Below are 20091 nucleotides of genomic sequence, written 5' to 3' on the forward strand. Positions count from 1 at the left end.
CGGCGACCTGCGCCGTAGGATCGGCCGTGCGTTCGCCGTACACCGACATACGGCGAGAAGCTCACGAACGTCACAACGTCGCACCCACCAGGAGCGTGCCCATGACCGCGAATCCGATCGCCGAGACCGTCGCATCCCTGATGCCCCGCGCCAAGGCGGAGCTGGCGGAGCTGGTGGCCTTCCAGTCGGTCGCGGACGAGGCCGTCGCCCCGCGCAGCGAGTGCGAGGCCGCCGCGAACTGGGTGGCGGACGCGCTGCGCGCCGAGGGCTTCCAGGACGTGGCCCTGCTCGACACCCCGGACGGCTCGCAGTCCGTGTACGGCCTGCTGCCCGGCCCGGAGGACGCGCCGACCGTCCTGCTGTACGCGCACTACGACGTGCAGCCGATGCTCGTCGAGTCCGCCTGGGTGACGCCGCCGTTCGAGCTGACCGAGCGCGAGGACGGGCGCTGGTACGGGCGCGGTGCGGCCGACTGCAAGGGCGGCTTCATCATGCACCTGCTCGCGCTGCGCGCCCTGAAGGCGATCGGCGGCGTCCCGGTGACGGTCAAGGTGATCGTGGAGGGTTCGGAGGAGCAGGGCACGGGCGGCCTGGAGCGGTACGCGGAGGCGCACCCCGAGCTGCTGGCCGCCGACGCGATCGTCATCGGCGACGCGGGCAACTTCCGGGTCGGTCTGCCGACCGTGACGGCGACCCTGCGCGGCATGACGATGATCCGGGTCACCATCGACACGCTGCAGGGCAATCTGCACTCCGGCCAGTTCGGCGGCGCCGCGCCGGACGCGCTGGCCGCGCTGATCCGCGTACTGGACTCGCTGCGCGACGAGACCGGCGCGACCGTCATCGACGGGCTGCCGGCGGACGCGGTGTGGGAGGGCCTGCAGTACCCGGAGGACGACTTCCGCAAGGACGCCAAGGTGCTGGACGGGGTGGCGCTGCCGGGCACCGGCACGGTGGCCGACCGGATCTGGGCGCGGCCCGCGGTGACCGTCATCGGCATCGACTGCCACCCGGTGGCCGGGGCGACGCCGTCGATCCCGTCGACCGCCCGCGCGCAGCTCAGCCTGCGGGTGCCGCCCGGTCAGGACGCGGTGAAGGCGACGGAGCTGCTGTACGCGCACATCGAGAAGCACACGCCGTGGAACGCCCGGGTGAGCATGGAGCAGGTCGGCCAGGGCCAGGCCTTCCAGGCGGACACGTCGAGCCCGGCGTACACCTCGATGGCGGACGCGATGCGGATCGCGTACCCGGGCGAGGAGATGCAGACGGCCGGGATGGGCGGCTCGATCCCGCTGTGCAACACGCTCGCCGCGCTCTACCCGGAGTCCGAGATCCTGCTGATCGGGCTGAGCGAGCCGGAGGCGCAGATCCACGCGGTGAACGAGTCGGTGTCGCCGCAGGAGCTGGAGCGCCTGTCGGTGGCGGAGGCGCACTTCCTGCTCAACTACGCGGCGTCCAAGCAGGCTTGAGCGAGGGCGTCACGCTCTGCGCGTAACTCGCCCAGAGCGTAGTCGCATGCGGCGGACGTGCGTCCTTGCGTACGTTCGCCGCATGGATCACGTCGAAGACGCACGGCTCGTGGAACTCGTAGAGGTCACCCCCCGGTTGCACATGCTGCGCCTGCCCATCGGACAGGCGTATGTCTGGCGGGACGGCACGGAACTGACGCTCGTGGACGCCGGCTGGGTGGGCGCGGCCGGCGAGATCGAGGCGGCGCTGCGGGGCGCGGGTCTCGACCCGGCCCGCATCCGCCGGATCGTCATCACCCACGGCCACCGCGACCACATCGGCGCGGCACAGGAGCTCGCGGACCGGTTCGGCGCCGAGATCCTCGCGCACGCGGCGGACGCCGCGGTGATCCGGGGCGAGCTCCCGGTGGCCCCGCCGGATCTGCTCGACTGGGAAGTGCCGCTGTTCGAGCACGGCCTGACGGCCCCGGAAGCCCCGCCCACCCGGGTGGACCGCGAACTCGCCGACGGCGACGACCTCGGCTTCGGCGACGGGGCGGTCGTCGTCCACACCCCTGGTCACACGCCCGGCTCGATCGCCGTCCATCTGCCGCACCACGGCGTGCTGTTCGCCGGCGACACGGTGGCCACCGTCCAGGGCGTGACCTTCGGCGTCTTCCACATCGACCGGGCCCTGGCGAGGGAGTCGATGCGGCGCCTCGCGGAACTGCGGCCGTCGGTGCTGTGCGTCGGCCACGGCGAGCCGGTGACGCTCGACACGGCGGAACAGCTGGCGAAGGCGGCGGCCTAGTCGGCGCCACCGCGGACGGTCCGGTCGACGGCGGCCGTCAGCCGTGCGCAAACGGCGGGCCTCGCGGGCAGGGGTCTCGACCGGTGCCACCGGTCGCCGGAACCGGGGGCTGGGTGGGTGTCGTCCTCGGCTCTGGGGCCCGGGGCCCGGGGTGCCTGGGGGGCCTGGGGGGCCTGGGGGCGAGAAGGCGTGCGGGGGGGTTGGTGTGAGGGACGGAGTGGACGCCGGGGAGCGGGCCCGGCGGGTGCGGCGGGGCGGGATCGTCGGCGGTGTGACCGGGGGATCGATCGGGGCCGTGGTCATGGCGGTCGAGTGGGCGGGCTCCGGTTTTCCCTGGTGGGTGGCGCTACCGGTCGCGCTGTTCGGCACCGTGTCCGGCGCGGTGGGCGGATGGCGGTTCGGGCGTGAGGACCGTGCCCAGAAGGATGATCTGGAGCCGAACGAGACCGTCCTGAACGATTACGGGGTGTGGCCGTCGCCCGCTCCACCGCCGGGGCGGGCGACGTCGAAGCCGGAGTACGCCCCGCTGCGGCTGCACACCACCACGCGCAGGCTCCGGTTGTGGGAGGGCGAGACCCTGTTGTGGGCGCACCCGTGGAGCGAGGTGCGGTGCGAGGCGGACGGGCCGCGGCTGCGGGTGCTGCACCGGGAGGTGGAGATCGCCCTCGTGGAGGGTGTGCACTCGGTGCCGGACATGCCCGAGGAGTTCTGCCGGACGGCGGAGCGGATCGCGGCGCGGTTCGGGCATCGCTGAGCGAGGGCAGTGCCCGGGGGCTCAGCCGACCGGGACGCCCGCCTCCAGGTTGAGGACCGTCCCGCGTTCGCGGGCGCGCAGGGCCCAGCGCAGGCGGTGGTAGCGGACCGGGGGCAGCAGTTCGGCCGCCTCCTGTTCGGTGACGAAACGCCAGGCGCGGAGTTCGGCGCCGGGCAGCAGCAGCCGGTCGGCGTCGGCCGCCGGCAGCAGGCCGCCGTCGAAGAGGAGGCGGAGGCCGCCGTAGCCGGGCGGCTTGGGGCGCTCCCAGTCGACGAGCAACAGGCGCGGTACGGCGTCCAGTTCGAGGCCGATCTCCTCGGCGACCTCGCGCATGCCGGCGCGGGCGGGCGGTTCGCCGGGTTCGACGACGCCTCCGGGGAACTCCCAGCCGGGCTTGTACGTGGGGTCGACGAGCAGGAAGCGGTCCTGCTCGTCGAAGAGCAGGACGCCCGCGGCGACGGTCTCGCCGGTGGGTTCGGGGGTCTGGACGATGCCGCAGGGGGCGGCCAGGCCGGCGGCGAGGGCGTCGGCGATGCCGCGGGCGGTGGCGCCCGCGGTGAGCGCGGAGTTGTCGACGGCGTAGGCGTCGGCGCCGAGCCAGCCGTCGAGGGCGGTGCGGTACGGCTCGATGTGGTCGTGGCACCAGCGGCGGACCCGGGCGTCGGCGTCGGGATCGCCGGGATGCTCGACGCGCTGGTCGATCCGGCTGCGCAGGATCGTTTCGTCCTGGGTGAGCACGATGTGCCGCACCTCGATCCTGCGGGCGGCGAGCCCGCCGAAGATCTCGTCCCGGTACTCCTGCCGCAGCAGCGTCATCGGCACCACCAGCACTCCGCCGACCTCGGCGAGCAGCGCGGCCGCGGTGTCGACGACGAGTCGGCGCCAGATCGGCAGGTCCTGGAAGTCACCGACCTCGGCGAGACGTTTCTGCGGCAGCAGCGCGCTCAGCGAGCCGCCGACGAACTCCGGGTCGTACAGGGTGCTGTTCGGGATCAGATCGACCAGCTCGCGCGCGGTGCCGGTCTTCCCGGCGCCGAACGCACCGTTGATCCAGACGATCACGGGTCCCCCTCCTCGTATGGCCCCCTGTGGCTTGCCCGCACCACCCTGCCACGGAAACCCCCGGGGAGTGCCCCAGGTGGGAACGGGCGCCGCTCAGGCCCCGGCCGTCCCCTGCGTCGCACCGGGGCGGGCGGCGGCCGCGGCGCCCAGCAGGCCGGCGTCGGTGCCGGTGCGGGCGGGGACGACGGCGAGGTCCCGGACGAAGGAGAGCGTGGCGTACTCGCGGAGGCTGCGGCGGAGCGGGGCGAACAGGACCTCGCCCGCGCCGGCCACTCCCCCGCCGACCACGGCGATGTCGATCTCCACCAGCGTCGCGGTCGCGGCGATGCCGGCCGCCAGGGCCCGGGCCGCCCGCTCGAAGGAGGCGACGGCCACCGGGTCGCCCGCGCGGGCGGCGGCGGCCACGGCCGCGGCGGAGGTGTCGCCGTCGGGACCGGGGCGCCAGCCGTTCTCCAGGGCGCGGCGGGCGAGCTGCGGACCGCTGGCGATGCGTTCGACGCAGCCGCGCCCGCCGCACGCGCACGGCTCGCCGTCCAGGTCCACGCTGATGTGACCGATGTGCCCGGCGTTGCCGGTGGGACCCGGGTGCACGCGGCCGTCGAGGACCAGACCCCCGCCGACGCCGGTGGAGACGACGAGGCACAGCGCGTTGTCGTGGCCGCGCGCGGCGCCCAGCCAGTGCTCGGCGGCCGTCATGGCGACGCCGTCGCCGACCAGGGTGACGGGCCGTCCGCCGGCCGCCCGCCGGACCCGCTCGACCAGCGGGAAGTCGCGCCAGCCCGGCACGTTGACCGGGCTGACGGTGCCCGTCGAGGCGTCGACCGGACCCGCGCTGCCGATGCCGACGGCACCCGCCGAGGCCCAGAGCGGGGACCTGGCGAGCTCCTCCAGGACCGCCTCCACCGCGCGCATCACCGTCTCCCCGTCCTCCTGCGCGGGCGTGGGCCGCTGCGCCCGTACGAGGATCCGGCCGGCTCCGTCGACCAGCGCACCGGCGATCTTGGTGCCGCCGAAGTCGAGGGCGACGACGAGGTCAGTGCTCATGTGCTCCGGATCTCCGTGGGACGGTGGGTGCGAGGTACAGCTTCCCCCTCTCTGACAACGTTGTCCAGGCCTTATGCTCGACAGCGACTCGACAGCAACGAGATCGATACCCAGAGCTGATGAGCCCGCCTACGACGGAGGAACCGCACACCGTGGCCGACACCGCCCGCCGCCCCGAGCACCGCTACGGCAACCGGCCCACGATGAAGGACGTCGCCGCCCGGGCCGGTGTCGGCCTCAAGACGGTCTCCCGGGTGGTCAACGGCGAGCCGGGGGTCACCCCCGACACCGAGCGGCGGGTCCAGGAGGCCATCGACTCGCTCGGCTTCCGCCGCAACGACAGCGCCCGCGTCCTGCGCAAGGGCCGTACGGCATCGGTCGGCCTGGTCCTGGAGGATCTGGCCGATCCCTTCTACGGTCCCCTCAGCAGGGCCGTCGAGGAGGTCGCCCGGGCCCACGGAGCGCTGCTCATCAACGGGTCGAGCGCGGAGGACCCGGACCGCGAGCAGGAGCTGGCGCTCGCGCTCTGCGCCCGCCGGGTCGACGGACTGATCGTCATCCCGGCGGGCTCCGACCACCGTTACCTGGAGCCGGAGATCCGTGCGGGCGTCGCCACCGTCTTCGTCGACCGCCCGGCGGGCGGGATCGACGCCGACGTCGTCCTCTCCGACAGCTTCGGCGGGGCGCGGGAGGGCGTCGCGCACCTGATCGCCCACGGCCACCGCCGGATCGGCTTCATCGGCGACCGGCCCCGCATCCACACGGCCACGGAACGCCTGCGGGGCTACCGGGCGGCCATGGAGGACGCGGGCCTGCCGGTCGCCGAGGCGTGGGTGTCGCTCGGCCCGACCGACCCGGACCGGGTGAGCCGGGCGGCGGAGGCGATGCTGTCCGGGCCCGAGCCGGTCACGGCCCTGTTCGCGGGGAACAACCGGGTGACCGTGACGGCGGTGCGCGTCCTCGCCGGGCGCGAGACGCCGGTCGCCCTCGTCGGCTTCGACGACATCGAGCTCGCCGATCTGCTCGGCATCACCGTCATCGCCCAGGACGCGGCGGCCCTAGGCCGCACGGCCGCGGAGCGCCTGTTCCGCCGCCTCGACGGGGTCGAGGAGGCGCCGTCGACGGTGGTCATCGGGACGACGCTGATCGCCCGGGGCTCGGGCGAGATCACACCGGCCCGGGGCTAGCTGCCCACGGCCCGCCTGCCCGGGGGCCGGCCGGCCCGGGCCTGGGGCGCGTGCCCCGGGTGGCACCGGCCGCCCGCGGAGCGCGGCCCGTCCTGCTGCTCGGGACGCGCTCGCGGAGCGGTACCGGGCAGGTCTTGACCCTCGTGATCATCTCCGCGAAGAATCGCCCGGGACATGACGACGGGACGGGTACAGGTGACGGGATGATGATGACGAGGCTGCGCACCTTCCTCGCGCTGTCGGCCACGCTGCTGGGCCTGACGGTGTGGTCGGCGCCCGTCGGCACGGCGGCCGGCTCCGGGGCGACGGCCGCCGCGAGCGGAACGGCGACGTACCGGATCTGGCACTGGAACATCGCCGGCCACGCGATCAACCGCGGGTCCACCGACAACGGCCTGGTGACGGCGATCCTCGGCTCGGTGAGCTACCGGAACCCCGACTTCATCTCCCTCAACGAGGTCTGCCCCGACCAGTACCGCGCCATCCTCAAGGGTCTGCAGGACGCCGGATGGCCGCAGAGCCCGACCAACTTCGCCCGGTTCGAGGCCATGCCGGACGCGGACGCCGACCTGTGCAAGGACGACGCCGGGGCCGACCAGGATCCGTACGGCGTCGCCGTGTTCAGCCGCTTCCCGCCCAGCGGGACCGACCGGATCACCCTGCCGTACGACGGGGACAAGGCGCGCAAGCTGCTCTGCACGCCGCTCGCCACCCTCCCCGGCGGCCCCCGGTTCTGCACCACGCACATCACCTTCGACAACGCGTACAAGCAGGCCCAACTCGACGCCGTGCGCGCGAAGATGGAGCAGTGGACGGCGGCCGGCGGCACGGTGATCACCGCCGGGGACTTCAACGTCCAGCCCCACGACCCGATGCTCGACGCCTGGTACGCGCCGTCCGTCGCCACCGCCGCGAACGCGAACAACGCCGGCCTGTTCCGCGAACTCGACGACCTGGATCCGCTGTGTCCCGGCTGGGGCGAGCAGACCACCGAGGGCACGCTGGCCGGCGCGTGCGGGCAGCCCGCCAAGGTGGACCTGGTCTTCGCGGCGGAGAGCCGCCTGGCCGGCTACGACGCGGACGCCCACCCCATCGCGCAGGACCGCTGCCTCAACAGCGCCAGGACCGCCTACATCCCCTGCTCCGACCACCGCATCGTCGACGCGACGGTGACCGTCACCACTCCCTAGCCGATCCGAAGAGGCGCCTAGCAGACGGGCAGGCCCGGCAGCGGCCGGTCGTTGTCACCGCCCTTGATGTACACGACGCTGAAGTACACGTTGGTGTTGCCGCTGTCGTCGTCGGTCCTGGCCCACCAGACGTTGGTCCACTGGCCGTACGTCTCGCGGCGGCCCAGATCGACCTGGCAGTAGAAGTAGTTCGTCCCGGCGTTCAGGACGCCCATCTCGTTGCCGCCGTGGCTGTACGTCTTCCCGGTGCGCCACACCTGGCAGTCGTATGCCCCGCCGCCCCGCGGAGAGCAGGCGGCCTCGGGCTGCGGCGCGGATCCGCCGCCGCCCGTCGTGGTCGAGCCGCCGCCGGTGCCGCCGCTCCCGCCGGAGGTCGCGCCGGTCCCGCCGGTGCTGCCGCCGGAGCCGCCGCCCGTGGCCGTCCCGCCGCCGGCCCCGCCGGGGACGGGCGCCTTCGTCGCGGTCGACCGCGACGGGGACGGGGACGGCGGGGCGGACGTCTTCGCGCCCTCCTTGGAGGGCGTGCCGGAGGCGGACGGGGTTCCGGTGGCGATGGCCGATGCTCCGGGACTGCCGGGGTCGAGGGCGCGGCCCTGGTCGCCCTCGCCACCGGGGCCCGTCGGCGACTGCCCACCGGCGGCCTGGTCCTGCTGCGCGGCGCCGCCGCGGTCGATCAGCCCGTACGTCACGCCACCGCCGATGAGCAGGACGGCGGCGGCCGCCGCGGCGACCAGGGCGGTCGAGCGCTTCCGTGCGGAGCGCTCGGTCCGCCGGGTGGGCGCCCCCGCACCGGCGTACGGAGCGGGCGCCTCGCCCCACGGCGGGACACCCGGCCCGGGCTGCGCCGGCGGAACGGCCGGCCCGAATCCCTCGGCCCGGTGCGGTACGGCGCTGGGCTCGGTCGGCACCCACAGGTGCGCGGGGGCGGCCGGAGCCACGGGCGGAGTGCCCTGCGCGGTCGGCGAGGCGCTCTGCGAGGTGCTCTGCGCGAACGGGGCCGTCGGAGCCACGGGCGGCGCGGCCGGAGCCGCGCTCGGCGCACCCGCCGCGGGAGTGTCCCGGCCCTCGGCCACGGCGGCCAGCAGCCGCGCCGCCGTGCGGGCGTCGGGGCGCTCGGCCGGGTCCTTGTGCAGGAGCTGCCGGAGGACCGGCCCGAGCGGTCCCGCCCGGCGCGCCTCCGGCAGCGGCTCCACGACGATGGCGTTGAGGGTCGACCAGGTCGAGGTGCGGCGGAACGGCGAGGAGCCCTCGACGGCCGCGTACAGGGTGGCGCCGAGCGCCCAGACGTCCGAGGCCGGGCCGGGCTGGTGGCCCTGTGCGCGTTCCGGCGCCAGGTAGTCGAGCGAGCCGACGATCTCGCCGCTGCGGGTGAGGTGGGTGGCGGAGCCGTCGTCGGGGTCGTCCATCGCGGCGATGCCGAAGTCGGTGAGGACGACCCTCCCCCAGCCCTCGGCCGGGGAGGCTCCCGTCCCGCTTCGCTCCCCGCCGGCGAGCAGGATGTTCCCCGGCTTCACGTCGCGGTGGAGCACCCCGGCGTCGTGCGCGGCGGCCAGCGCCTCAAGGACGGCTGCGCCGATGGCGGCGGCCTCCCGCGGCTCCAGGGCGCCGCGTTGGCGGAGGACTCCGTCGAGCGAGGGCCCGTCGACGAGCTCCATCACGATGACCGGGCGGCCCTCGTGTTCGGTCACGTCGTGGACGGCGACGACTCCGGGGTGCCGGACCCGTGCCGCCGCGCGCGCCTCGCGCTGCATCCGCAGCCGCAGGCCGTCGAGCTCGGGGCCCGACACGTCGTTGTACGCGCGCAGTTCCTTGACGGCCACCTCACGGCCGAGCACCTCGTCGAACGCGCGCCAGACGACTCCCATGCCGCCCCGCCCGAGCCGGCTCACGACTCTGTAGCGGCCGGCGAGCCGCTCGTACTCCCCCGAAGACACCCAGGCCCCGTTCTCTGTGGGATGCGTTGGACGCGTACAGAGTACGGGGCGCTGGGTGACAGCCCTTGTGCGGGCCGCCCGGCTACTGGGCGGTCGCGGTCAGATCGCCGCGGCGCGGGGCCGCGAAGCGGTCCAGGTCGGCGCGGGTCATCCCGGTCAGGGCGTCGACCTCTGCGGTGTCCAGGGCGCCGCAGTCGATGCCGCGCAGCAGGTAGGAGCTGAGCGCCTTGGCGGTGGCGGGCTCGTCCATGACGTCGCCGCCCGCGTGGTTGGCGTAGGCGGAGAGGCGCTTGGCGGCGGCCTCGAAGCCCTCGCGGTAGAAGGCGAAGACGGCGGCGTACCGGGTGGGGATGTGTCCCGGGTGCATGTCCCAGCCCTGGTAGTAGGCCCGGGCCAGGGCACGGCGGGTCAGCCCGTAGTGGAGCCTCCAGGCCTCGTGGACGTGGGCGGTCGGGCCGACCGGGAGGACGTTGGTGGAGCCGTCGGAGACGCGTACGCCGGTGCCGGCGGCGGCGACCTGCATGATCGCCTTGGCGTGGTCGGCGGCGGGGTGGTCGCTGGCCTGGTAGGCGGCGGAGACGCCGAGGCAGGCGCTGTAGTCGAAGGTGCCGTAGTGCAGGCCGGTGGCGCGGCCCTCGGCGGCGTCGATCATGCGGGCGACGGCGGCGGTGCCGTCGGCGGCGAGGATGGACTGGCTGGTCTCGATCTGGATCTCGAAGCCGAGCCGGCCGGCGTCGAGGCCGTGGGCCTTCTCGAAGGCCTCCAGGAGGCGGACGAAGGCGGTGACCTGCTCGGGGTAGGTGACCTTGGGGAGGGTCAGGACGAGGCCGTCGGGCAGGCCGCCGTTCTCCATGAGGCCGGTGAGGAAGACGTCGGTGGTGCGGATGCCGCGGTCGCGTACGGCGGACTCCATGCACTTCATCCGGATGCCCATGTAGGGGGCGGCGGTGAGGTCCGCGTAGGCCTCGGTGACGATCCGGGCGGCGCGGGCCGCGTCGTGGTCCTCGTCGGTCCCCGCGTAGCCGTCCTCGAAGTCGACCCGGAGGTCCTCGATGGGCTCGCGCTCCAGCTTGGCCCGGACACGGCCGTAGACGTCCTCGGCGAGCTCGTCGGCGAGGCCGAGGACGGCGGCGAAGGTGGCGGCGTCGGGGGCGTGCTCGTCGAGGGCGGCGAGGGCCTGGTCGCCCCAGGAGCGGATGGTTCCGGCGTCGAAGAGGTTGCCGGGCACGTAGACGGTGTGGACGGGCTGGCGGGTGCCGGGATCCCCCGGGTAGCGCCGGTCCAGCTCGGCGTCCACGGCGGCGAGGGAGGCGCTGATCTCCTCGCTGACCGCGCCCGCGAGGCTCGTCGACACCTTCTCCTGCTGACCCATCCCACATCCTCCTGTTTTCCGCTGCACGGAATCAACAATCCGTATAGCGAAGTTAATGGCCTGCCGGGACCCGCGTCAATGGGTGTCCGAAACGGCCGGGGGCCGCGCGGTGAAGATCACCGCGCGGCCCCCGGACCGTGACAGAACCGCAGGTCAGCCTTAGCCCTTGCGAGCCTTGACCTCGTCGGTCAGCTGCGGGACGACGTCGAACAGGTCGCCGACGACGCCGTAGTCGACCAGGTCGAAGATCGGGGCCTCGGCGTCCTTGTTGATGGCCACGATGGTCTTCGAGGTCTGCATACCCGCACGGTGCTGGATCGCACCGGAGATGCCGGAGGCGATGTACAGCTGCGGCGAGACCGACTTGCCGGTCTGGCCGACCTGGTTGGAGTGCGGGTACCAGCCGGCGTCGACGGCGGCGCGGGAGGCGCCGACGGCGGCACCGAGCGAGTCGGCGAGCGCCTCGATGATCGCGAAGTTCTCGGCGCCGTTGACGCCGCGGCCGCCGGAGACCACGATCGCGGCCTCGGTCAGCTCGGGGCGGCCGGTCGACTCGCGCGGGGTGCGGGAGGTGACCTTGGTGCCGGTGGCCTTCTCCGAGAAGGAGACGGCCAGGGTCTCGACGGCACCGGCGGCCGGGGCGGCCTCGACGGGGGCCGAGTTCGGCTTGACGGTGATGACCGGGGTGCCCTTGGAGACACGGGACTTGGTGGTGAAGGAGGCGGCGAACGCGGACTGCGTCGCGACCGGACCCTCGGCACCGGCCTCCAGGTCCACGGCGTCGGTGATGATGCCGGAGCCGATGCGCACCGCGAGGCGGGCGGCGATCTCCTTGCCCTCGGCGGAGGACGGGACGAGCACGGCGGCCGGGGAGACGGCCTCGTAGGCGGCCTGCAGGGCCTCCACCTTCGGGACGACGAGATACTCGGCGAACTCGGCGGCGTCGGCGGTCAGGACCTTGACGGCGCCGTGCTCGGCGAGGACCGCGGCGGTGTCGGCGGCGCCGTTGCCCAGCGCGACGGCGACGGGCTCGCCGAGACGGCGGGCGAGCGTGAGGAGCTCCAGGGTGGGCTTGCGGACGGCTCCGTCGACGTGGTCGACGTAGACGAGAATCTCAGCCATGGGACTTCAATCTCCTGCGGAAGAAACGGGGGCGGGGCTGACGGCTCGCGCGAGCCTTAGATGAACTTCTGGCTCGCGAGGAACTCGGCCAGCTGCTTGCCGCCCTCGCCCTCGTCCTTGACGATCGTGCCCGCGGTGCGCGCCGGACGCTCGTCGGCGGAGTCGACCTTGGTCCAGGAGCCCTCCAGGCCGACCTCGTCCGCCTCGATGTCCAGGTCGGACAGGTCCAGGGACTCCACCGGCTTCTTCTTGGCGGCCATGATGCCCTTGAAGGACGGGTAGCGCGCCTCGCCCGACTGGTCCGTCACGGAGACGACGGCCGGCAGGGAGGCCTCCAGCTGCTCGGAGGCGGTGTCGCCGTCGCGGCGGCCCTTCACGGTGCCGTCCTCGACGGAGACCTCGGAGAGCAGCGTGACCTGCGGGACGCCCAGGCGCTCGGCGAGGATGGCCGGGAGGACACCCATGGTGCCGTCGGTGGAGGCCATGCCCGCGATGACGAGGTCGTAGCCGGTCTTCTCGATCGCCTTGGCGAGCACCAGCGAGGTGCCCATGACGTCGGTGCCGTGCAGGTCGTCGTCCTCGACGTGGACGGCCTTGTCGGCGCCCATGGACAGCGCCTTGCGCAGCGCGTCCTTGGCGTCCTCGGGGCCGACGGTCAGCACGGTGACCTCGGCGTCGTCGGCCTCTTCCGCGATCTGGAGCGCCTGCTCGACCGCGTACTCGTCCAGCTCGGACAGCAGGCCGTCGACGTCGTCGCGGTCGACGGTCAGGTCGTCCGCGAACTTCCGGTCGCCGGTGGCGTCCGGCACGTACTTCACACAGACAACGATCCTCAAGCTCACGCCGGCTCTCCTACTGCATCGTCATAACTGGGCTGCCTTGTTGCTCGCAGCATAGGCGCCTGAAGGGCGGGTTTCCGGTCGGGGCGGCTGACGCCCCGACCGAAATATTACTCGCCAGTACACCCAGTTCGTTACAGGTAAGCAAGCGCTCAGACGTGTGACCTTGCCAACGCGCGCGAAGCGGGCCGCGCGGGAACTCTCAGTCGCGCAGCGCGTTGAAGCGACCCTGGTGGTACAGGAGCGGGCGGCCCACGCCGTCCGGGTCGCCGGCGACGACCTCGGCTATGACGATCCGGTGGTCACCGGCCGGGACCCGGGCCACCACCCGGCACACCAGCCAGGCCAGCACCCCGTCGAGCACCGGAACGCCCTCGGGCCCCAGGCTCCACCGGGTGGGAGCGCCGAAGCGGTCGGCGCCGCTTCGGGCGAAGGTGGCGGCCAGCTCCTGCTGGTGCTCGCCGAGTATGTGGACGCCGATGTGCTCGGCCTCGGCCACCACGGGCCAGCTGGAGGAGCCGGTGCCCACGCCGAAGGAGATCAGCGGGGGTTCGGCGGCGACCGAGTTGAGCGAGGTGGCGGTGAAGCCGACCGGGCGCTCGCCGTGCGCGGTGATCACCGCGACACCAGCGGCGTGCTGCCGGAAGACGGAACGCAGCAGGTCCGGAGAGGCCTGCCGGGGTGCACCGAGGGAGGGAATCGTCGGGAGCGGGCGGAGCTCGGGCGAGACCGTCATGGAATTGTCCTTCTGCGAGGGCGGCGTGAAAGGGGTCGCGGGTCGGTCAGACACCCGGACAGCGCGCGCTCGCGTTGCGGGCCAGGTCCACGTGGGCCCGGCCGTAGAGAAGGAGTTCTGTGGGCACTACGCCAGACTGACGATCGTTGCCGCGTGCAGTCAAGTGCGTACCGGGATGTGGGAGATGTGTCACCGCGTCAGGGAGCGTGCCGGACACCGCGTCAGACAGCCCGTCCGAGCGCGGCGATGACATCGGCCTTGCGGGGCTGCCCGGCGGCCCGGCGCACGATCCGTCCGGTCCGGTCGAGGACGAGCACCGTGGGCGTACGGGCGATGCCCAGCTCCCGTACGAGATCGAGGCGCTCCTCGGCGTCGATCTCCACGTGGCCGACGCCCTCGACCATGGCGGCCACCTCGGCGAGCGTGCGGCGGGTGGCCCGGCAGGGCTGGCAGAAGGCCGTGGAGAACTGGACCAGGGTGGCCCGCTCCCCCAGCTCGGCGCCGAGCGCCGCCGCGCCCAGGACCTCGGTCATCCCGCTGCCTCCTCGTGTCGTCCGTACAGGATGCAGCGTCGCACGCGACCGAACGATTCCCGCCACGTGCACCCGGAGTGACGAGAATCTCCCTGTACGAAGCCGCCTGGACTGGTCACGGGGGCCCACATGGGGCACGATCTGCCCAAAGCCGAAAACCTACGGCTGCGTAACTTCGCCGGGAGAACCCTCCCCAGGCACTGACGAAGGGGTTCGTCCCAGATGGCAGAACTCGTCTATCGGCCGGTCATCGGCGCCGCCCTCACCATGTTCAAGGCGCTCGACCTGAAGATCGACACTCAGGGTTCCCAGAACATCCCCCGCGAGGGCGGTGCGGTGATCGTGAGCAACCACATCAGCTATCTGGACTTCATCTTCACCGGCCTGGCCGCGCTGCCCCAGAAGCGCCTGGTGCGCTTCATGGCGAAGGAGTCGGTCTTCCGGCACAAGGTCTCCGGTCCCCTGATGCGGGCCATGAAGCACATTCCGGTGGACCGCGCCCAGGGCGAGCAGGCCTATGAGCACGCGCTGAAGGCGCTGCGGGCGGGCGAGATCGTCGGCGTCTTCCCCGAGGCGACCATCTCGCAGTCGTTCACGCTCAAGAGCTTCAAGTCCGGCGCCGCGCGCCTCGCCCAGGAGGCGGGCGTCCCGCTGATCCCGATGGCTCTGTGGGGCACCCAGCGGATCTGGACCAAGGGCCGGCCGCGCAACTTCAAGCGCAGCCACATCCCGGTCACCATCCGCGTCGGCGAGCCGGTGGAGGCCCCGGCAGACCAGTACGCGGGCGCCATCACCCGGCGGCTGCGCGGGCGCGTCCAGGAGCTCCTGGAGGCCGCGCAGCGCGCCTACCCCGTGCGCCCCAAGGACGCGGGCGACACCTGGTGGGTGCCCGCCCACCTCGGGGGCACGGCGCCGACGCCGGAAGAGGTCAAGGCGGCCGAGAAGTAGTCCCGCGGCGGCCGTCGCCGCCGCGCTGAAACGTCACTCCGGCTCGCGGACGCCGCTCCAGGCCCCGGCCGCCGACCGGGATCAGACGGTCCGCGCCGAGCGCGTCGTACGCGTCCACGCGCCGGTCGATCCGCGGCAGCGCCCGGTCCGCGAGGCCGCGTGGCGCGAGTGCCTCGGCCCGGTCGCGGGTCCGGCCCACCGGACCGCGGACGCTCGGGTGCGCCCACGACGAGACGGCCGGCCGGAAGTCGTTGACTTCCGGCCGGCCGTCGATCGGCGTCGCCGTGGGGCTACCGCGCCATCTCTTCCTTCAGCGCCTGGAGGAACGCGTCGACGTCGTCCTCCGAGGTGTCGAAGGAGCACATCCAGCGCACGTCGCCGGCCGCCTCGTCCCAGAAGTAGAAGCGGAAGCGCTCCTGGAGACGGCGGCTGACCTCGTGCGGCAGCCGGGCGAAGACCGCGTTGGCCTGGACCGGGTAGAGGATCTCGACCCCGTCCACCCCCCGCACACCGGCCGCGAGGCGCTGGGCCATCGTGTTGGCGTGGCGGGCGTTGCGCAGCCACAGGTCCTTGGCGAGCAGCGCCTCCAGCTGGACGGAGACGAAGCGCATCTTGGACGCGAGCTGCATGGACAGCTTGCGCAGGTGCTTCATGTGGCTGACCGCGTCCGGGTTGAGGACGACCACGGCCTCGCCGAAGAGCATGCCGTTCTTCGTGCCGCCGTACGAGATCACGTCCACGCCCGCCGCGCTGGTGAACGCGCGCATGGGCACGTCGAGCGAGGCGGCCGCGTTGGCTATGCGGGCACCGTCGAGGTGGACCTTCATGCCCTTGGAGTGGGCGTGCTCGACGATGGCCTTGATCTCGTCCACCGTGTAGACGGTGCCGAGTTCGGTGTTCTGGGTGATCGAGACGACCTGGGGCATCGCCCGGTGCTCGTCCTCCCAGCCCCAGGCCTGCCGGTCGATCAGCTCGGGGGTGAGCTTGCCGTCCGGCGTGGCCACGGTGAGCAGCTTGAGGCCGCCCATCCGCTCGGGGGCACCGCCCTCGTCCACGTTGATGTGCGCGGACTCGGCGCAGATCACCGCGCCCCAGCGGTCGGTGAGCGCCTGCAGCGCGGTCACGTTCGCCCCGGTCCCGTTGAAGACCGGGAAGGCTTCGGCCGAGGGGCCGAAGTGGCTGTGCATCACGCGCTGGAGGTGCTCGGTGTACTGGTCCTCGCCGTAGGCGACCTGGTGGCCGTCGTTGGCGAGGGCGATGGCGGCGAGGACCTCGGGGTGTGCGCCGGCGTAGTTGTCACTGGCGAAGCCCCGGACCGACGGGTCGTGGTGACGACGGGCGTCGGTCTTGGGGCCCAGGGCCGCGGTCACGGCTTGGGGGTCAGCCACAGGCGCTGTCCATTCACTTCCTGTGCGGGCTCGTCCCAGAGTCCGGCGATGGCCTCGGCCAGTTCCTTGACGTCGGTGAAGCCCGCGAACTTCGCGCTGGGGCGTTCGGCGCGCATGGCGTCGTGCACCAGTGCCTTGATCACCAGGATCGCAGCCGCCGCCTGGGGGCCCTCGTCACCCCCCGCCTTGCGGAAGGAGTCCGCCATGGCGAGGGTCCACGCCTCCGCGGCCGCCTTGCCGGCGTTGTACGCGGCGTTGTTGGCGACCGGCTTGTGCGCGCCGACCTGGCTGATCAGGGCGTAGCGGCCACGGCCGCCGCTGCGCAGCAGCCCGTCGTGGAAGGCGAGCGACGTATGCTGGACGGTGCGGACGAGGAGCTTCTCCAGGAAGTCCCAGTCCTTGAGGTCGGTCTCGACGAAGGACTTGCTGCCGCGCCAGCCGCCCACGAGGTGGACGAGGCCGTCGATCCGGCCGAACTCCTTCTCGGTCTTCTCCGCCCACTCCTTCGTCGCGGCCAGGTCGAGCAGGTCGACCGTGTCGCCGATGACCCGGGCGCCGCCATGGGCGTAACGCGCGGCGTCGACGGCCTCCGCGAGACGGGCCGGGTCGGCGTCGGAGGCGACCACGGTCGCACCGGCCTCGGCCAGCCGCAGCAGGGTGGCGCGGCCCGCGGGGCCGGCCGCACCGGCGACCGCGATGACGGCGCCGTCCAGCGGGCCACCGTTTCCGTTGGCGTTCATGGGCGTCTCCTCCGTGTGCGCAGCGTCGGTCACGCGGCGGCCCGCTCGGGCATGTCGGCAGCGGTGATGCCCTTGGTGTCGGCGATCACGCCCTTCATCTTCTTGGAGAGGGCCTCAAAGAACATGCTGAGCGGAAACTCGTCCGGAAGCACGTCGTCGACGAGCTTGCGCGGCGGGAGGGAGGTGTCCAGGGCGTCGGGGCCCTTGGCCCACTTCGATCCCGGGTGCGGGGCGAGGTAGGTGGAGACGAACTCGTACGCCTTGAACCAGTGCACGAGCTTGGGACGGTCGATGCCGTCGCGGTACAGGGTCTCGATCTCGCCGCAGAGGCGGTTGGTGACCTCGGGGGCGCGCTCCCAGTCGATGGTGAGGACGTTGTCCGTCCAGCGCACCACGTCGTTCTTGTGGAGGTACGCGAACAGCAGCTGGCCGCCCAGACCGTCGTAGTTGCGGGTGCGGTCGCCGGTGAGCGGGAAGCGGAACATCCGGTCGAAGAGGACCGCGTACTGCACGTCGCGGCCGTGCTCGTTGCCCTCGGCCTCCAGCTTCACGGCCTCCTTGAAGGCGGTGAGGTCGCAGCGGAGCTCCTCGAGGCCGTACATCCAGAACGGCTGGCGCTGCTTGATCATGAAGGGGTCGAAGGGCAGGTCACCGCGGCTGTGGGCGCGGTCATGGACCAGGTCCCAGAGCACGAAGGCCTGCTCGCAGCGCTTCTGGTCGCCGAGCATGGCGGCGATGTCCGCCGGCAGCTTCAGGCCCAGGGTGTCGACGGCGGCCTCGGTCACCTTGCGGAAGCGGGCGGCCTCGCGGTCGCAGAAGATGCCGCCCCAGGTGAAGCGCTCGGGCACCTCGCGGACGGCGACGGTCTCGGGGAAGAGGACCGCCGAGTTGGTGTCGTAGCCGGCGGTGAAGTCCTCGAAGGTGATGCCGCAGAAGCCCGGGTTGTCGTAGCGGGTGGCCTCGAGCTCGGAGAGCCACTCGGGCCAGACCATGCGCAGCACGACAGCCTCGAAGTTGCGGTCCGGGTTGCCGTTCTGGGTGTACATCGGGAAGAGCACGAGGTGCTGCAGCCGGTCGGCACGGCTCGCGGCCGGGTGGAACTCCATGAGGGAGTCCAGGAAGTCCGGCACCTGGAAGCCGCCCTCGACCCACTTGCGCAGGTCGGCGACGAGCGCGCGGTGGTAGGCGGCGTCGTGCGGCACCAGCGGCGAGAGCTGCTCGACCGCGGCGATCAGACGCCCGACGGCCCCCTCGGCGGCCGCGCGGCTCGGCGCGCCCTCGGCCTCGAAGTCGATGGAGCCGTCCGCGCTCTGCCAGGGGCGGATCTCCTCCACGGCATTCTTGAGCTCGGGCCAGGCAGGGTGGTCGACCACGGGAGTGTCGGCGGATATCCCCCCACCGGTCACGTCCTGCACAAGAATTTCCGTCATGCCTCTTCCTCCACAGGAGAACCTTGCGTCAAGACACCGTAACCATCCACGGATCTCCCCCACAAGAGGGCGAAGATAAATTCTCCTGCCAGACCCCCCTTCGAACCGCGTATTTTCCTGTCTCGTGGGGTGGAAGGCCGAGAAATGCGGCGTTGCGCGGGGATGCTTCCGGTTTCGGCCCCAGCGATTAGGCTCGCCCCGAGCCGCCCCGGGCACGGCGGAGCCGGGGCCGGTCATCGACGGAAGCGAGAAGATCTTGAGTTTCCTCACCATCGGCCATCGCGGAGTCATGGGCGTCGAGCCCGAGAACACCCTGCGCTCCTTCGTCCGCGCCGAGCAGGCCGGCATGGACGTCATCGAGCTCGACCTGCACCTCAGCAAGGACGGCGCCCTGGTCGTCATGCACGACGCCGAGGTCGACCGCACCACCGACGGCACCGGGCCGATCGCCGAGAAGACCCTCTCCGAGCTGCGGGAGCTCGACGCGGGCGACGGCGAGCGGGTCCCCGTCTTCGAGGAGGTCCTGGACGCGGTGCGGGCGCCGCTCCAGGCGGAGATCAAGGACGTGGCGGCGGCCCGCTCCCTCGCGGAGGTGCTCACCGCGCGCGATCTGACCCGGCGGGTGGAGGTGCTCTCCTTCCACGACGAGGCGCTCGCCGAGGTCCGCGCGCTCGTGCCGGGGGTGCGGACCGCGCTGGTGGCCGACCGGCGCCAGTCCGACGTGGTGGCGCGCGCCCTCGCGGTCGACGCCCGGGCACTCGTCCTGAACATCCGGCACCTGACCCAGGACACCGTCGAGCGGGCGCACGCGGCCGGGCTGCGGGTCATCGGCTGGGTGGTGAACACCCAGGACGATCTGCGCCTGGCGCGCGCCCTGGGGCTCGACGGGGCGACGACCGACCGGCCCGAGATCCGGCTCACGGGGCGCTTCACCGCGTGAGCGGCCCCCCGGCCTCGCGCTCGGGCTCCGCGGCGACCCGCCGGGTCAGACGAGTTCCTTGACGAGCAGCTCGAACTGCAGGTCGTCGCGCTGCGGCAGACCGAAGCGCTCGTCGCCGTACGGGAAGGGCGTCATCCGGCCGGTACGGCGGTAGCCGCGCCGCTCGTACCAGGCGATCAGCTCCTCGCGCACCGAGATCACCGTCATGTGCATCTCGCGCACGTCCCACAGCTCGCGCACCCGCCGCTCCGCCTCGGCGATGATCTGCCGGCCGAGGCCCGCGCCCTGGAGCTCCGGGCGGACCGCGAACATCCCGAAGTAGGCCGCCTCGCCACGGTGCTCGAGCTGGCAGCAGGCGACGATCTCGCCGTCGCGCTCCACGACCATCAGCCGGCTGCCCGGCGTGGAGATGACGGCCTCGACGCCCTCCGCGTCGGTGCGCTGGCCCTGCAGGATGTCCGCCTCGGTGGTCCAGCCGGCCCGGCTCGAGTCACCCCGGTAGGCGGACTCGACGAGCGGGACGAGCGCCGCGACGTCCTCCGTCACGGCGTCGCGGTAGGTGATCCGGCCGGTGTGCTGCGACGCGGCGGTGTCCATGGTGTGCGGGGCTCCC

At 72.8% G+C, this 20091-nt stretch carries 19 protein-coding genes; 7 read left to right on the forward strand and 12 right to left on the reverse strand.

Features of this window, described 5'->3' with window-relative positions; all coding sequences use genetic code 11:
• Positions 1-101: 101 nt before the first annotated feature.
• From ACH414_RS17940 to ACH414_RS17950, 3 genes are all read left to right on the forward strand, one after another.
• On the forward strand, positions 102-1469 hold the full coding sequence (locus ACH414_RS17940; RefSeq protein ID WP_382533911.1) for a dipeptidase: 1368 nt from the start codon (positions 102-104) through the stop codon (positions 1467-1469).
• Positions 1470-1551: 82 nt separating this feature from the next.
• On the forward strand, positions 1552-2259 hold the full coding sequence (locus ACH414_RS17945; RefSeq protein ID WP_391768853.1) for an MBL fold metallo-hydrolase: 708 nt from the start codon (positions 1552-1554) through the stop codon (positions 2257-2259).
• 205 nt (positions 2260-2464) lie between these two features.
• Positions 2465-3013 (forward strand): hypothetical protein, encoded by a 549-nt coding sequence (locus ACH414_RS17950; protein ID WP_391768854.1) that lies wholly within the window; start codon positions 2465-2467, stop codon positions 3011-3013.
• A gap of 21 nt (positions 3014-3034) precedes the next feature.
• On the opposite strand, the gene ACH414_RS17955 is transcribed toward ACH414_RS17950, so the two are convergent.
• Both ACH414_RS17955 and ACH414_RS17960 read right to left on the reverse strand, forming a co-directional pair.
• A complete protein-coding gene (locus ACH414_RS17955; RefSeq protein WP_382533906.1) occupies positions 3035-4075 on the reverse strand; it encodes an NUDIX domain-containing protein in 1041 nt (346 codons plus the stop codon).
• A gap of 93 nt (positions 4076-4168) precedes the next feature.
• Complete coding sequence (locus ACH414_RS17960; protein WP_382533904.1) at positions 4169-5119, reverse strand: ROK family protein; 951 nt, start codon at positions 5117-5119, stop codon at positions 4169-4171.
• A gap of 119 nt (positions 5120-5238) precedes the next feature.
• On the opposite strand from ACH414_RS17960, the gene ACH414_RS17965 reads away from it, so the two are divergent.
• Both ACH414_RS17965 and ACH414_RS17970 read left to right on the forward strand, forming a co-directional pair.
• Positions 5239-6306, forward strand: coding sequence for a LacI family DNA-binding transcriptional regulator (locus tag ACH414_RS17965; protein ID WP_382533903.1), 1068 nt, complete (start codon positions 5239-5241; stop codon positions 6304-6306).
• Between the two features lie 203 nt (positions 6307-6509).
• Complete coding sequence (locus ACH414_RS17970) at positions 6510-7496, forward strand: endonuclease/exonuclease/phosphatase family protein (RefSeq protein WP_398942397.1); 987 nt, start codon at positions 6510-6512, stop codon at positions 7494-7496.
• 17 nt (positions 7497-7513) lie between these two features.
• Here ACH414_RS17970 and ACH414_RS17975 read toward each other — a convergent pair whose 3' ends face one another.
• The 6 genes from ACH414_RS17975 to ACH414_RS18000 form a co-directional block, all read right to left on the reverse strand.
• The gene (locus ACH414_RS17975) at positions 7514-9430 is read right to left on the reverse strand and encodes a serine/threonine-protein kinase (protein WP_398942399.1); all 1917 of its coding nucleotides are present in this window, start codon (positions 9428-9430) and stop codon (positions 7514-7516) included.
• Positions 9431-9512: 82 nt separating this feature from the next.
• Positions 9513-10802 (reverse strand): DUF6986 family protein, encoded by a 1290-nt coding sequence (locus tag ACH414_RS17980; protein ID WP_398942401.1) that lies wholly within the window; start codon positions 10800-10802, stop codon positions 9513-9515.
• A 159-nt stretch (positions 10803-10961) separates the two neighbouring features.
• Positions 10962-11924 (reverse strand): electron transfer flavoprotein subunit alpha/FixB family protein, encoded by a 963-nt coding sequence (locus ACH414_RS17985; protein ID WP_382533896.1) that lies wholly within the window; start codon positions 11922-11924, stop codon positions 10962-10964.
• A 56-nt stretch (positions 11925-11980) separates the two neighbouring features.
• Complete coding sequence (locus tag ACH414_RS17990) at positions 11981-12766, reverse strand: electron transfer flavoprotein subunit beta/FixA family protein (RefSeq protein WP_362476422.1); 786 nt, start codon at positions 12764-12766, stop codon at positions 11981-11983.
• A gap of 199 nt (positions 12767-12965) precedes the next feature.
• Entirely contained in the window at positions 12966-13499 is a 534-nt protein-coding gene (locus tag ACH414_RS17995) for a flavin reductase family protein (RefSeq protein WP_382533894.1), read from the reverse strand.
• A gap of 221 nt (positions 13500-13720) precedes the next feature.
• Positions 13721-14032 (reverse strand): TlpA family protein disulfide reductase, encoded by a 312-nt coding sequence (locus ACH414_RS18000; RefSeq protein ID WP_382533892.1) that lies wholly within the window; start codon positions 14030-14032, stop codon positions 13721-13723.
• Between the two features lie 222 nt (positions 14033-14254).
• On the opposite strand from ACH414_RS18000, the gene ACH414_RS18005 reads away from it, so the two are divergent.
• A complete protein-coding gene (locus tag ACH414_RS18005) occupies positions 14255-14980 on the forward strand; it encodes a lysophospholipid acyltransferase family protein (protein ID WP_382533890.1) in 726 nt (241 codons plus the stop codon).
• A gap of 290 nt (positions 14981-15270) precedes the next feature.
• Here ACH414_RS18005 and ACH414_RS18010 read toward each other — a convergent pair whose 3' ends face one another.
• From ACH414_RS18010 to ACH414_RS18020, 3 genes are read right to left on the reverse strand one after another with little or no spacing between them, the layout of a single operon-like run.
• A complete protein-coding gene (locus ACH414_RS18010; RefSeq protein WP_382534237.1) occupies positions 15271-16350 on the reverse strand; it encodes a threonine aldolase family protein in 1080 nt (359 codons plus the stop codon).
• The gene (locus ACH414_RS18015) at positions 16347-17108 is read right to left on the reverse strand and encodes an SDR family NAD(P)-dependent oxidoreductase (RefSeq protein WP_382533887.1); all 762 of its coding nucleotides are present in this window, start codon (positions 17106-17108) and stop codon (positions 16347-16349) included. Before ACH414_RS18015 ends, ACH414_RS18010 begins: the two co-directional genes overlap by 4 nt.
• Before the next feature lie 29 nt (positions 17109-17137).
• On the reverse strand, positions 17138-18538 hold the full coding sequence (locus tag ACH414_RS18020) for a DUF6421 family protein (RefSeq protein WP_382533885.1): 1401 nt from the start codon (positions 18536-18538) through the stop codon (positions 17138-17140).
• A gap of 256 nt (positions 18539-18794) precedes the next feature.
• Here ACH414_RS18020 and ACH414_RS18025 point away from each other — a divergent pair, with 256 nt between their 5' ends.
• On the forward strand, positions 18795-19478 hold the full coding sequence (locus ACH414_RS18025; protein ID WP_382533883.1) for a glycerophosphodiester phosphodiesterase: 684 nt from the start codon (positions 18795-18797) through the stop codon (positions 19476-19478).
• Positions 19479-19523: 45 nt separating this feature from the next.
• Here ACH414_RS18025 and ACH414_RS18030 read toward each other — a convergent pair whose 3' ends face one another.
• Positions 19524-20075: a GNAT family N-acetyltransferase gene (locus tag ACH414_RS18030; RefSeq protein WP_382533881.1), complete on the reverse strand. Its 552-nt coding sequence runs from the start codon at positions 20073-20075 to the stop codon at positions 19524-19526.
• Positions 20076-20091 lie beyond the last annotated feature (16 nt).

The sequence above is a fragment of the Streptomyces sp. NPDC020422 genome, from assembly GCF_044386705.1.
Lineage (GTDB): Bacteria > Actinomycetota > Actinomycetes > Streptomycetales > Streptomycetaceae > Streptomyces.

Excerpts from the sequence above, each read along its gene's own strand:
- ACH414_RS18020 (WP_382533885.1), bottom strand. The coding sequence starts at position 18,538 with ATGACGGAAATTCTTGTGCAGGACGTGACCGGTGGGGGGATATCCGCC.
- ACH414_RS18005 (WP_382533890.1), top strand. The coding sequence starts at position 14,255 with ATGGCAGAACTCGTCTATCGGCCGGTCATCGGCGCCGCCCTCACCATG.
- ACH414_RS17970 (WP_398942397.1), top strand. The coding sequence starts at position 6,510 with ATGATGATGACGAGGCTGCGCACCTTCCTCGCGCTGTCGGCCACGCTG.
- ACH414_RS17945 (WP_391768853.1), top strand. The coding sequence starts at position 1,552 with ATGGATCACGTCGAAGACGCACGGCTCGTGGAACTCGTAGAGGTCACC.
- ACH414_RS17980 (WP_398942401.1), bottom strand. The coding sequence starts at position 10,802 with ATGGGTCAGCAGGAGAAGGTGTCGACGAGCCTCGCGGGCGCGGTCAGC.
- ACH414_RS17940 (WP_382533911.1), top strand. The coding sequence starts at position 102 with ATGACCGCGAATCCGATCGCCGAGACCGTCGCATCCCTGATGCCCCGC.
- ACH414_RS18015 (WP_382533887.1), bottom strand. The coding sequence starts at position 17,108 with ATGAACGCCAACGGAAACGGTGGCCCGCTGGACGGCGCCGTCATCGCG.
- ACH414_RS18030 (WP_382533881.1), bottom strand. The coding sequence starts at position 20,075 with ATGGACACCGCCGCGTCGCAGCACACCGGCCGGATCACCTACCGCGAC.
- ACH414_RS17965 (WP_382533903.1), top strand. The coding sequence starts at position 5,239 with ATGAGCCCGCCTACGACGGAGGAACCGCACACCGTGGCCGACACCGCC.
- ACH414_RS17995 (WP_382533894.1), bottom strand. The coding sequence starts at position 13,499 with ATGACGGTCTCGCCCGAGCTCCGCCCGCTCCCGACGATTCCCTCCCTC.
- ACH414_RS17985 (WP_382533896.1), bottom strand. The coding sequence starts at position 11,924 with ATGGCTGAGATTCTCGTCTACGTCGACCACGTCGACGGAGCCGTCCGC.
- ACH414_RS18000 (WP_382533892.1), bottom strand. The coding sequence starts at position 14,032 with ATGACCGAGGTCCTGGGCGCGGCGGCGCTCGGCGCCGAGCTGGGGGAG.
- ACH414_RS17960 (WP_382533904.1), bottom strand. The coding sequence starts at position 5,119 with ATGAGCACTGACCTCGTCGTCGCCCTCGACTTCGGCGGCACCAAGATC.